The sequence below is a fragment of the Paenibacillus sp. FSL H7-0714 genome, assembly GCF_038003765.1.
GTDB lineage: Bacteria > Bacillota > Bacilli > Paenibacillales > Paenibacillaceae > Paenibacillus_AQ.
Map to the genome: position 1 here is coordinate 5,327,753 of NZ_JBBOPT010000001.1, position 12,986 is coordinate 5,340,738.

Annotated in this window: 8 protein-coding genes; 3 read left to right on the top strand and 5 right to left on the bottom strand. The window is 43.6% G+C overall.

Annotation, left to right across the window (positions count from 1 at the left end):
- Positions 1–184 precede the first annotated feature (184 nt).
- Positions 185–1,063, top strand: a complete 879-nt coding sequence (locus NST34_RS23860; protein WP_042190729.1) for a helix-turn-helix transcriptional regulator — start codon at positions 185–187, stop codon at positions 1,061–1,063.
- Between the two features lie 44 nt (positions 1,064–1,107).
- Here NST34_RS23860 and NST34_RS23865 read toward each other — a convergent pair whose 3' ends face one another.
- Together NST34_RS23865 and NST34_RS23870 are read right to left on the bottom strand one after the other, a co-directional pair.
- On the bottom strand, positions 1,108–3,291 hold the full coding sequence (locus NST34_RS23865) for an alpha-galactosidase (protein ID WP_076284710.1): 2,184 nt from the start codon (positions 3,289–3,291) through the stop codon (positions 1,108–1,110).
- Positions 3,292–3,558: 267 nt separating this feature from the next.
- Complete coding sequence (locus tag NST34_RS23870) at positions 3,559–6,024, bottom strand: beta-mannosidase (protein ID WP_076284711.1); 2,466 nt, start codon at positions 6,022–6,024, stop codon at positions 3,559–3,561.
- 131 nt (positions 6,025–6,155) lie between these two features.
- Between NST34_RS23870 and NST34_RS23875 the strand changes: the two genes are divergently transcribed.
- Positions 6,156–7,007 carry a helix-turn-helix domain-containing protein gene (locus NST34_RS23875; RefSeq protein WP_076284712.1) on the top strand — a complete coding sequence of 284 codons (852 nt, stop codon included), beginning with the start codon at positions 6,156–6,158 and terminating at the stop codon, positions 7,005–7,007.
- A 68-nt stretch (positions 7,008–7,075) separates the two neighbouring features.
- On the opposite strand, the gene NST34_RS23880 is transcribed toward NST34_RS23875, so the two are convergent.
- The 3 genes from NST34_RS23880 to NST34_RS23890 form a co-directional block, all read right to left on the bottom strand.
- Positions 7,076–8,689, bottom strand: a complete 1,614-nt coding sequence (locus tag NST34_RS23880; protein WP_197071323.1) for an extracellular solute-binding protein — start codon at positions 8,687–8,689, stop codon at positions 7,076–7,078.
- Positions 8,690–8,826: 137 nt separating this feature from the next.
- Entirely contained in the window at positions 8,827–9,717 is an 891-nt protein-coding gene (locus NST34_RS23885) for a carbohydrate ABC transporter permease (protein WP_042190738.1), read from the bottom strand.
- Positions 9,718–9,744: 27 nt separating this feature from the next.
- Positions 9,745–10,701: an ABC transporter permease gene (locus tag NST34_RS23890; RefSeq protein ID WP_042190740.1), complete on the bottom strand. Its 957-nt coding sequence runs from the start codon at positions 10,699–10,701 to the stop codon at positions 9,745–9,747.
- A 227-nt stretch (positions 10,702–10,928) separates the two neighbouring features.
- On the opposite strand from NST34_RS23890, the gene NST34_RS23895 reads away from it, so the two are divergent.
- Positions 10,929–12,683: a cache domain-containing sensor histidine kinase gene (locus NST34_RS23895; protein WP_340972030.1), complete on the top strand. Its 1,755-nt coding sequence runs from the start codon at positions 10,929–10,931 to the stop codon at positions 12,681–12,683.
- The last annotated feature ends 303 nt before the right edge of the window (positions 12,684–12,986 follow it).

The following is a 12,986-nucleotide window of genomic DNA, read 5'->3' on the forward strand; positions in this document are numbered from 1 at the left end:
CAGACCGAACGAGATCACAGTTCATTAGATTGCATCCATGTGCTATAAAAAATGAGTATCCAGACTTGCGTATTCAACAGAGATTGAACAGACAACGAAAAAACTTTACACTTTGATAGAGTAAACAACAGTAGTAAATTATTGATCTGTACTCAAAAGCTTTTTCTAGAAAGGAATTTTGCTAATGTTCCGTTCCTCCTACACCTTTCGCTCGGAAGAAGAAGCTTCCATGCTTCTGTTTGATTCTATCGGTTGGGAACAACTCGATTCACCTGCCTACTCCTTCAACGGCCAGAACCGGACGGAGAGAAGTTGTGTTATTTTTCAGTACACATTATCGGGAGAAGGTAGAATTGAAATAGATGGGGTTGTTCATCGGTTAACGAAGGGCAAAGCTTTTCTAGTGACTGTCCCCAGCATACACAGGTATTATTATCCGGAAGAAGGCACCGAGCCTTGGGAAGTTTTATGGCTCAATCTACGGGGGCCTTTAGCGATTTCACTTTGGAACCAACTCGCTGCTCATTGCGGTCCAATTGTAGAACTCCCCCAAGAATCGGTTTCGATAGATTTATTGTGGAGTACATTCAAGGACATTCAGGTTCATGAAGAAAGAGATTTGCATCTTTTAACGGGAAAAGTCTTTCAGTGGATCTTGTCCATGGAGAAATACCTCAAGAAACCAAATTTGTTAACCACCTATATAAAAAATGACAAGCTTCACGCCGCTATTCAATTCATGAAGGATGATCTGCATAATAATAATCTAAGCTTAGACGATGTTGCCGCTCATGTTGGTGTTTCCAAACATCATCTTTGCAGACTGTTTCAAAAAAACATCAATCTTTCACCCTTTGAGTATTTAAAAAGACGGCGGATCGAGTTGGCAGCTTCCAAACTCAAAACAACAGATTTGAGTATCAACCAGATTGCGACGGAGAGCGGATTTGATAATGCCAGCTACTTCGGAAAGGTTTTCCGGTCCTATTTTGGGGTCAATCCTTCGACTTACCGCGAACAGGATCTAGCGTTCCAAACCAAACATGTATTTTTCGAAAATTGATTCATATAAAAGAGGAGCAAGCCAGTGGCTTACTCCTTTTCTTATTAAACCTCTTTGAGTACAACTAGTAAGCTTTTGAAATCGCCCTCAAGCTGTGGAAGTGAGAGTCCGAAGTACATCAGCTCATCCCCTCTGTACACTTCACCGTTAAGCTCAAGTTTGTAGTTCTTAGCTGGGTCGAGTCCTTTCAACCGCAATCTGCGGAGAGGTGCATTAGGCTCGGCCAGAACTCTGAAGTACGTGGCAAAAGCTTCTTTTTTATCATCCGAAACAAACATCCACGCAGTCTGATTCCCCTCAAATGGACTAAGCAGTCGATAGAAATCACCGAACTGAATCAGCATTCTCAGTTCCTTGTACTCAGAAACCTGTTTCCGGATATCCTCCCGCTCATCATCAGTTAGCTTGGTCATATCTAGTTCGTAGCCAAAGTTACCAGACATCGCAACATGACCGCGTGTTTCGAGTGGTGTGATACGGTGCACCTGATGGTTAGGAACAGCCGATACGTGAGCACACATAGAGCTTGCAGGATACACCATGCTTGTTCCATATTGGATCTTCAATCTTTCAATCGCGTCCGAATCATCACTGGTCCAGGTCTGTGGCATATAGTACAGCATTCCCGGATCATATCGTCCGCCGCCGCCGGAGCAGCTTTCGAACAAAATATGAGGGAAACGGGTGACGATACGCTCCAGCACATCATAAAGTCCAAGAATATAGCGGTGAGCCGTTTCGCGTTGACGTTCCGCTGGCAGAAGAGCAGATCCAATCTCCGTCATATTCCGGTTCATATCCCATTTCACATAAGTAATCGGAGCCGATGACAGCACGGAGCTAACCGATTCCACAATATAATCACATACATCCTTACGGGATAAATCCAGAACAAGCTGCTGGCGAGCTAACGTTCTTTTGTGACCTGGCACATGAAGACACCAATCTGGATGTTCACGATAAAGATCACTTTCTGGCGATACCATTTCCGGTTCGAACCATAATCCGAATTCCATGCCCATTGCCGTAATATCTTCTCCAAGTTTTCCAAGACCTTCAGGAAGCTTGCGGCGATCCTCTACCCAATCTCCGAGGGAGCTATCATCATTGTCTCGTTTCCCAAACCAGCCGTCATCTAAGACAAACAGTTCAAGTCCGAGATCTTTGCCTGCTTGAGCGATTTCTTTGATTTTATCTGCATTAAAATTAAAATAGGTAGCTTCCCAGTTGTTGATGAGAATAGGGCGCTTACGATCACGGAATTCGCCTCTGCATAACCGGGTCCGATATAGGCGGTGATAAGTCCTTGATAATCCCCCAAGCCCTTGACTGGATCTTACCAGCACAGCTTCAGGAGCCTGGAAGGATTCCCCAGGTTCAAGCAGCCATTGAAAATTAAACGGTTGAATGCCGATCCCCACTCTGGAAATACCGTATGGATCCACTTCTGCTTGCGCAAGAAAGCTTCCGCTGTACACAAGGCTGAACCCGTATACTTCACCGTGGTCCTCTGTTGCATCTTTTGCAAGCAAAGCCATAAAAGGATTCTGCGTGGAGCTACTCGCGCCGCGCTTACTGTCAATTCGGTGGATACCAGGTACAAGCGGTCTTTTATAGATATGGCGTTCTCTCGTCCAAGTACCGGATAATTGCAGCATGTCATAATCGGAATCATGGAAGTCAACATTTGCGCTTAACACACGCTTCAGCACCACATTGTCCTTACCTTGATTCTCAATCCGTACAGAACGTGTGATCACATCCTGATTATTAAACACGGTGTAGCTTAATACAGCAATCAGTCCACTTTTGTCATCCTGAAGAAAAAGCTCCAGTGTCTCTGCTTCTTCTTCACTTTCAACATAAGTGGAAGGCAATCCCTTTAACTCAGGCTTCCCTTTATTGATCTTATAGCTCTTATAAAGGAAATCCGTAACGGTCGTACCATCTACCAAATGAACCTCAAGTGCTGGTTCCCGGAAATCACCATTCCCATAAGACGGAAATTCACTTGGAATAGTGTCGAGGGAGATTCTCTTGTCCTCCATTGTGTAGGTCGGGCTAAAAGAGCAACGTTCCACCAAATTCAGCGGTTGCACAATTCCTTCTAATTTAGGACCCCAATAGACATGCGCCGGAAGCTCACCTCTAACGACTTCAATAACGTAGCTGGATTGCTCAGACTGTAAATGAAACACCTTGCGGCTGTCATCATAATAAATACTCATAATATCCTCCTACTCTTCTTATCAGATCTTGTTGAAATATAACTGGCTTAATTTATCTTGTTGTTTGAAGTCTATTTTAAAGATAATTGGAAGGGGATACAATCTTAATATCTATACCTTAAGTAGTAAAATATTGATCTATAAAAAATTCAATTTCATGTTATTAAGCTTTGCAGACCAATAAATGATTATTAGCGGCTATAGTAAAAAAAATACATAAAAAAAGAGGCCCCAAGATAAGGGCCTACTTCCTGTGAATCTTCCTAATTAAATATCAAATACGGAGCGTACAGTAAGCTGTGCACGAAGTTCTTCCGCCGTAGCTGGCTGGTCGAGATCTTTTTTAGCGATGGTAATGGTCCTAGTTGTACCACCCGACATATCAAAATAGTTGTCGCTGAAGATAGCATCTCTTTCCTTGAAGTCTAGGCCGACAAAACGAGCATACGCCGTAGCCTTCACAGTAATGACGAATTGTTCTTCTTCCTCTGTAAGTATGGCTTCAAGCTCAGGGTCAACGAAGCTAAAATGCTTCGGCTTAACAAACAGGACCGTTCCGCCACTCTTTGTCTCGCCCTCTACCTCAAAAGAATATTCCAGATAAGTCTCACGTTTCTTCTGTTTCGAATCCAGGATGCGGCCGAAATCAAGCTGTTCGAACTCAGCAGTACTTAACGCGGCAATCTCCACTGGCTTTATGCCTTCCAGCAAGACCTCCGATGCCCGAGTGAGCAGTCTCCAACTCAGTTCACCAATAACTTGTTCTCTGCTTTCGTTAGAGACATGAAGGGAGACCTTCGTTCCTTCGTCATGGGCAGAAACAAGAATCGGCGCGAAGAATTGTTTAGCCGCATAATGCATAGCCTTCCACCGGCCATAATAGTCGATACTGGACCAAGAAGCTACCGGCCAGCAGTCGTTCAACTGCCAATACAACGCACCCATACAGCGACCTCTATGTCTGCGCCAGTGCTCAACGCCGCAGCGCATCCCTTCTGCTTGGATCAACTGCGAGGCATATAGAACAGACTCAAAATCTTTCGGATATTTGTAAGTCTCCCCGATATAGTAGAGAATTTTCTCATTCCCGGTATTGTTCTTCTGATGGGACTCCATGACATAAGAGAAGATATTGCGATCCTCCGGCAGCGTAAACGACTCGATGGTCTTCAAGCCCGGAAAAGACTGCAATCCGAATTCAGACATATAGCGCGGATATAGCTTCCGATAATCGGTAAACGGTTCCTTCCCATGCCAGACCCCCCAGTAATGCATATCTCCGTAATTTTCGTCATTTGGCTTGTCAAAGCTACCCTTGGAGGAGGGTGAAGCACGCCAATAGAAAGTATTCGGATCAATTTCTTTAGCAATTGCCGGTAGAAGCACCTCATATTGCTTAATATAATCTGCCTTAAGCTGCAGTGAGTAATGCTTCTCCCAGTCCCATTCGTCCCAAGCCAGCTCCTGCTCGTTGTTGCCGCACCACAAGCCTAGCGAAGCATGATGGCGAAGACGTTTCATGTTATCGATGGTCTCGTGAGTGATATTCTCCTCGAAGGCTTCCGTCAGAGCATAAATGCCGCAGGCATACAGATGATCCTGCCAGACAATGAGGCCATATTCATCGCAGAGATCATAGAAATAATCATCCGGGTAATACCCGCCACCCCATACGCGAATCGTATTGAAATTGGCAGCGACACAGCTTTGGAGCAAGCGATCCGTGCGATCCCTAGACACGCGAGGTAGAAGATTGTCTTCCAGAATATAGTCGGCACCTGTAGAGAAAATAAGCACACCGTTGACTTCAAAAGCAAACGATTCTCCCCACTGATCTTCTTCCTGCTTCACAGTAATGGTTCTAAGTCCAATCCGAAATTCTCTACGATCTAACTCCTGTGACTTTTCCTCAATTACAACCTCTACGTTATACAGTGGCTGAGCACCGAGATTATTCGGCCACCACAGCTCTGGCTCCATAATTTCCAGTGCAATATGTTGATCCGTCCCAATCATTTCAGACACACGATGCTCAATGCACAGACCCGCTGGTGTGTGAACTTTAACCACAATTTCTCGATCAGCCGCTTGCCAGCTCTCTGTTCTAACTCGAACATCCAGCATGACCTTATCCTTCTCATGGAATTGCGTAATATAAACATCTTCAAGGCGAGCACTGTTGTAACCCTGAATAGAGAGACTACGCCAGATTCCTAGATCGGGTAACTTTGGACCCCAGTCCCAGCCGAACATGGAGTGCGCTTTGCGCAGATGCGATATCCCCTCTACCGCATCAGCACATCCACTGAGCGGCAATTCTGCTTGCTTCCGTAGAGTGAATTCTACTGGGGAGCGAAAAATGGCGTGGATAGTATTATCACCAGGCGTCAATACAGACTTGATATCCACTTCATACGTCCGGTGCATATTGTCACTGTTCAGAATATTAGTTCCATTCAGGGAAAGCTCACAAAGCGTATCGAGCCCTTCACACAGCAGAAATACTCGGTCATGCTCTAGTACGCCTGCTTCCAGCTGAAAACTACGCTTATATTCGTAATCGTAATTGGACAGTTCCAGAACCTCATACTCCTGCTCGCGGTAGAACGGATCTGGCATTTCACCTGCATTCAACAAATCATGGTAGACAGAGCCTGGCACGTTGGCTTCCAGCCATTTCGGTTCATGAAGCCGTTTCATTTCCCATTTTCCGTTTAGATTGACAAGTTGCATATTTTCGCCTCCACAAATGTGCTATTTTGACTTCTTGTATAAAAATTTTAACAATAATATGTATACATTTCTTCTATTGTGTTCGCAAAAGTAGTGTGCTATTTTAACATCACTAACACTGGAGGAAAAACATGATCAAATACACTGAGGCAAGCCATATAAACCCCGAATTGCTAGCTGATCCCTTCTGGGTAGAATCTCTGAGTCAGGTATCCCCAGAACATACGCATGATTTTTATGAATTTTTCATACTCACTGAAGGCCGGTGCCGGCATATCGTCAACGGGGCTGCCCAGCTTCTTCAATCTGGCTGCCTTGTCTTCATCCGGCCCGATGATACCCATCGCTATGAAGCTGACGGGGATAACGATTGCCGCTTTCTGAACATTCCCTGCCGAAAAAGCCTCATTAATGATGCCTTTAGTTACCTGAATGAAGAAGGATTCCTGCACGGGCTATTACATACTCCGCTCCCTAGAATCGCCATGTTATCTCAAATGGAGATGGATGATTTCATTCGTTCTTTCGAACGCATCCGAATGCTTTCTACCTTAGACAAAGTAAAGTCCAGGATTTATCTGAAAGGAATACTCGTAGATACACTTACCCAGCATTTTTTCTCTCCAGAAACCATCGAGCAGCCAGAATTCCCACTGTGGCTCGAACATGCCGTTTCCAAGATGCATCTAAAAGAAAACTTAAACAAAGGCCTTCATGCCCTGTACGAGTTATCGGGCAGAAGCGCCGGTCATGTCAACCGGGCCTTTCGCCAGTACTTGAACCAGACACCAACAGAATATATCAACCAACTTAGGCTCAACGTGGCACGTAATCTGCTACTTACTACAGAACTACGTGTGGTCGAAATTGCTCTGGAGTCCGGCTTTGACAATGTCAGCCATTTCTATCATCAATTCAAAAAGTACTATCACCAGGCCCCGCTGGATTTCCGCAAAAATGCGCATGCTAATAGACTAGTTTAATTAACATTTGAAAACATAGAAAAAGGCTCCCCCTCTGCCTGAATGCAGAGAGGAAGCCCTTACAATAATTATTTTGAATTCCACAGCTCCATACGCTCTGCGTACTTTTGGTTAATGATTTCTTCTACTTTCTCATCCCCAGCCTTTTTCATTTCCGCAAGCATCTTATCGAATGTCGCGTTGGCTTCGGCTTCAGTAGGAGCAATGATTACTCTCGTAATGCTTTGATCCATAATATCTTTTACCTTCTGTGCAGTCAGTGCTTCAGGTGTTCCGCCATCAGGGCTCAAGTTGTCATATGCCGCTGTATCCCATACGGAATCCCCAAGACTCTTGATTGCCATCTGATCTACTTCACTGCGTTGATATTTAACGGCCATATCGTAAGGCTGTTCATTTGCATCCAGACCATTTTTGATAAACCACAACCATTTGCGGACACCGCTCTTCTTGACTGTGTCGTCCCAGTTTTCCTTGAAGCTATCCAAGAATGCAGGGTCCGGTTGTCTCTTGCCATCCACCATGGTGTATTGAACGCCTTCTTGGCCCCACAGCAGCAAATGCTGTCCTTCATCACTTGCCAAGAAATTGAACAGCTTCATTGTTTCTTCAGGGTGCTTGTTGTTCTTAGTAATAGCGATAGCATCCCATCCAAGTGAGCTTCTTGGTCCAAATGTCGTTTGGGCAGGGTCTACTCCAGGGGCAACAACCTTGTATGGGAAGAGCTGATTATCTTCTCCGCCATCCTTCTTCAAAGTTCCGTTCCCGTTACCTGGATCCCAGTAAGCGCCTGGTGTGGAGAATACTGCGCCAGTAGCCAGCTTTTGAACCCAAGTTTGCGTTTTGCTAATCGCAAATTCCTTCTCAATCAGACCTTCTCTGTATAATTTATTTACGTAGAGCAACATTTCACGATACTTTGGATCCTTAACATCATATTGCAATGTTCCATTGTTATCATAGTAAGTTTTCAGACCCCACATGCCTTTGAATGTTCCAAGGTTGGCGCCCATATTCTCGCCGTTCATGGTCATTGGAATCGATTCTTTTCCATCAATCGTTTTGTTTTTCGCTTTAAAATCCTTCAAAATCGCTTCTAATTCATCTGTTGTAAGCGGTGCTCTGCCATCTGCTTTATCCGGAGCCAGATCTGCAAGCAGATTTTTTCTCATCAGCATCCCGAAGACTGGATCACTATCTAGTCCATACCAGTTAGCCAAGTAATAGTTCTTTCCATCTTTATAACGAGTCTTGGTCAGTGTGTCGCCATACATTTCCTTGATATCAGGGCCATTCTTCTCAATCAGCTCATCGAGTGGAATAAAGGCACCGCTTGTAATGTATTTATCAAGTGAAGCATCCCCACGGCTCATCACGACCACATCCGGATAGTCACCGCTGGCAAGCATCAAGCTTAGCTTCTCTGTCGGATTTCCTGTTGGCTGCTGAATAGAGATCTCAATGCCAGTCTTTTTAGTGATTTCTTGGGCGACAGCATCAGTAAAAGGCTCTCCCTTAGTATTTGAATCAAACCATGTAAGTGTAATCGGCTCTTGTTTTGTATTGTCTCCAGCCGCTTTGTTTGTATTGTCTGTTCCATCATTAGAGCCACAGCCCGCTAATAGTGAAGCAGATAATGCAGCAGTTATACTTACGCTCAACAATTTGTTTTTCTTTATCATAGACACCCTAATTCCTCCCATTAATTAAGTTACGTCACAAGTCTATCAAGCAACCAAGCAAGTCTGTCCGCTCACCCCCCTTCAGGGCCGCCAGCTGGACAACTCCTCTCCGGCTGGCGTTCGGTTATTTAATCATATTAACTCTTAACAGCTCCCAAAGTCATACCCTTAACAAAATACTTTTGCAGGAACGGATATACTAGAACGATAGGCAATGTTGCAACCATCGTCGCTGCCATCCGGATCGTATCGCTTGAAACAGCATTTCGCTTAGCGGAGTTAGCCAGCATTTGCGATTGCGATACCATACCTCCGGTCTGGAATTGACTCAGTATTTTGACGAGGACCGCTTGCAAGGTCTTCAGGTCTGAGCTGTAAGTAAATGCATAGGAGTCAAACCACGAGTTCCAATGCGATATTGCCTGAAAGAGGCCTACTGTCGCAAGTACTGGTGTTGTTAACGGCAGCACAATCCGGAAGAAAATCATTAAGTCGTTCGCTCCATCTACTTTCGCTGACTCCTCAATCTCACCAGGTAATCCCTCCATAAAGGTACGGACAATAATCATATAGAAGACATTCATCAAGCCTGGCAGAATAAAAACGGAGAAAGTGTCGATCATATTCAGGGCTTTAAGCACCATGTAGTAAGGAATCAGCCCGCCTCCGAAATACATCGTAAAGACGAAGTAAAGGTTCCAACCCTTGCGTCCCATCAAATTCCGCCGGCTTAGCGGATAAGCAAGCATCGTAATCACAAGAACCGATAGTGGTGCACCAATTACGGTCCGTTTAACTGTTACCCATATCCCATTCATAATTTCGGTATCTTTCAAAATTTGTTTGTAGCTATCAAAGGTGATATCTCTTGGCCAAAAGTAGACGCCGCCCCGAACAGTATCCTCAGCAGCATTTAATGAAAGAACGAGAATATTCCAAAAAGGTAAGAAGGTAACTAGCAATACAAGGATAAGAATCAAATATACAAAACACTTAAAGATATGATCTCCGTATCTGTTCAAAAACATCTCAAGCGCTCCTCTCCATTTTGTTATTTAGAACAACGCTTGGTCGTTCACTTTTCTAGAAATTCGATTCACGATTACAACAAGAATGAAGGCAATAACGGATTTGAATACCCCCACGGCAGCCCCGTATGAGAACATGCTGTTTTGTAACCCGTATTTGTATGCATAAATATCGATAACTTCCGAGTACTCAAGTACAGTGTTATTTTGCAACAGATATTGTTGTTCAAAGCCGGCATTCAAAATACCTCCGACTGCAAGAATGGCCAATATCACGATAGTTGGACGTAAAGCAGGGAGCGTAATATTCCACATTTGCTTGAATCGGCTAGCTCCATCTACTCTTGCGGCTTCGTAAAGCTCTGGATTAATAGCGGATATTGCAGCTAGGTACATAATGGCGCTAAAACCCATTTCTTTCCACATATTAGATAAGGCGATAATCCACCAGAATAAAGGTCCGTTTTGTAGAAAAGCTACCGGTTCGTTAACAATCCCGAGCGTTACTAAAAGATTGTTGAACATCCCATCGGAAGCTAGCAGCGTAATTACAATGTTAGCGGCGATAACCCATGAGATAAAATGCGGTAGATAAGAAACCGTCTGCGTGAAGCGTTTGAAAAATCCCTGTTTGGCTTCATTCAGCACAAGCGCGAGTATGATCGGCGCAGGAAACCCGAATAACAAGGTCAAGAGGCTTGTCGCAAGCGTATTACGCATTACACGGTAGAAGTCTCCTGTGGTAAAGAAATATTCAAACCACTTAAAGCCAACAAAGTCAGCATGGAAAAATTGTTGAAAAAATGTTCCTCCACCCGGTTGATAGTTTGTAAATGCCATATACATACCAAACATAGGTCCATAGGAAAATAGCAATGTCGCAATTATGGCAGGGAGCATCAGCAAAAATAACCATTTCTGCTCTTTTAATCTGTACCAAAAATTATTGCCCCTGACTGTTTTGATAGCGCTTGCTTTATGCATCAAATACCCTCCCTTTTTATTTAGTGCAGCATGCCCTGCTACATCTCGATTCAGCTTCTCTCCTATTTATCTTAAGTCCGTATAGCGCTCCTTTCTATACTTCAATCCTCCGAATGATAGCGCTTTTTAAAGGAGTTTCTGAACATTCGAGCATTGGATTTCGATATTCAGTCTGATATGATAAACTTGGCTTTCCGTGAATTCACAGTAAAGAAGGGACTTCTACGATGCGTCATTTTTACAAAAAGTATATTTATATGCCTTTTATCGACCTTAGCTTTCGCTCCAAGCTATTCCTCGTGTTCGTTCTGGTCACCATTCTTCCAATGATGCTTTTTGTCTATTTTTCATTCGAACTTACAAAATCAAAGCTGACCGATCAAATCTACATCAATATGATGAATTCAACGGCCCAGATCAACAAGAACCTGGAGAACAAACTGGACAGCTATGAGCATATTTCCGCTTCTATTTACTTGGATAATAGGCTAGCCACTTACCTCACGAGCGAATATCAAGATGATCCATCTTATCTAGACGTCTATCAATATATTGGCAATCGTATAGACACGGTAATGGCTGCCTATCCCGATTTTGGTAGCGTTTTCATTTATTCCGACAATCCATCACTACCCAAAGATAATTACTATATCAAGCCGGTTACACCCGAAGTGAAAGAGACAGAGCTGTACAAGCAGCTGATGCAGTCTCATGGGAATATTATTCATCTGTCCTCACCACAGTCACAAGATAATCCCGCAATGTTTACACTGGCTAGGTTACTGAACAATAATCGCAACCAATATCCCTACGGTATTCTGGTCTTCGAAATATCCGAATCGGTGATCTATTCTTTAATGGAGAAAGAAGCAGGCGGCAAAGATATTTTTATTGTTAATGACAAGGGCCTTATTTTATCAGCCGCCGACAAACAATTATTAAATACAAGTCTGCCGGAAATGCTTGATCAGAACTTTGATGAATTGCCTTCTGGCAGATTTGATACTACCTATAAAGGGGAAAAGGCTTTCGCCGTCTATAACACGCTCACAAATGGATGGAAAACCGTCTCTATATTCCCTTATGACAGTATCATTCAGGATGCAAAATCACTGTCAGAGCTCATCATCAAAATTTCTTTAGGCTTTATAATCGTCGCATTATTGCTGATTTATATTACTGCATCGATGTTTAGCAAGCGTATCCGAATGTTAATCCGAATGATCCGGCGGCTAGAACGTGGTGACTTCAACCCTACGAATGATGAATACTTAGGTAATGATGAGATTGGCCAGCTTCATTTTGCCTTCAAGCAAATGACTACACGCTTAAAAAGTCTAATCACCGAAGTGTATCAGAAGGAGCTACAGAATAAGGAGGCAGAGCTTGACCTGCTTCAGGCCCAGATCAACCCCCATTTTCTGTACAATACACTTGGCTCCATTTCGTCTCTTGCCCTAAAGCATCAAGATACTCGCATTCAGGATTTGGTGCTTCATCTCGCCAAGTTTTATCGCATCTCCCTGAATAAAGGAAAGAGCATCTTAACTATTAATGAAGAATTGAAGCTGACGCAAAGCTACAATGCCATTCAGCTGATCCGATTCAAAGGACAACTGAACATCACCTACAATATTGATGAAGCGATCTTACCTTACTCTACAGTCAAGCTAGCCTTGCAGCCTTTTGTAGAAAATGCGGTGCTTCATGCGGTGTGGAATCAGGAAAGCCCGCTAAATATTCATATCAAAGGCATAGTCGAAAATAGTGATATTATTCTATCTGTAATTGATGATGGCATGGGGATGAGCCGTGAGACACTTCACACTTTACTTGACGATAAACCCGGGCGAGGTTATGGGATTTCAAACGTAGATCGACGGATAAAACTGAGGTTTGGTGAGCATTACGGCGTTACAGTGTTTAGTAGGCTCGGAATAGGAACCACTGTGCAAATTCGTTTGCCGCAAAAGGAAATGTAAGGAACGACGCATCTGAATAACCGCAAAGCTTATTGAGAAATCAGAAATATTGATTAACAATTAGGGAAATCCTCCCTGAAATTTGGCGATTTTTGCTCATTATACTGATAATCAGGGAAATCCTCCCTGATTATTTGCTGATTTGGAGGTAAATTCAGAATTCGCCCGATTATTAGGGAGGATTTCCCTAATTACATCGCATCCAAGAATTTTTTGGCTATTTTTAGGGAGATTTTCCCTAATCGCTCTCACCTAGCCTAGTTACCACGAGCTTGCCACGAGCCCCTCGATATAACCATTATC

Excerpts from the sequence above, each read along its gene's own strand:
- NST34_RS23860 (WP_042190729.1), top strand. The coding sequence starts at position 185 with ATGTTCCGTTCCTCCTACACCTTTCGCTCGGAAGAAGAAGCTTCCATG.
- NST34_RS23865 (WP_076284710.1), bottom strand. The coding sequence starts at position 3,291 with ATGAGTATTTATTATGATGACAGCCGCAAGGTGTTTCATTTACAGTCT.
- NST34_RS23870 (WP_076284711.1), bottom strand. The coding sequence starts at position 6,024 with ATGCAACTTGTCAATCTAAACGGAAAATGGGAAATGAAACGGCTTCAT.
- NST34_RS23875 (WP_076284712.1), top strand. The coding sequence starts at position 6,156 with ATGATCAAATACACTGAGGCAAGCCATATAAACCCCGAATTGCTAGCT.
- NST34_RS23880 (WP_197071323.1), bottom strand. The coding sequence starts at position 8,689 with ATGATAAAGAAAAACAAATTGTTGAGCGTAAGTATAACTGCTGCATTA.
- NST34_RS23885 (WP_042190738.1), bottom strand. The coding sequence starts at position 9,717 with ATGTTTTTGAACAGATACGGAGATCATATCTTTAAGTGTTTTGTATAT.
- NST34_RS23890 (WP_042190740.1), bottom strand. The coding sequence starts at position 10,701 with ATGCATAAAGCAAGCGCTATCAAAACAGTCAGGGGCAATAATTTTTGG.
- NST34_RS23895 (WP_340972030.1), top strand. The coding sequence starts at position 10,929 with ATGCGTCATTTTTACAAAAAGTATATTTATATGCCTTTTATCGACCTT.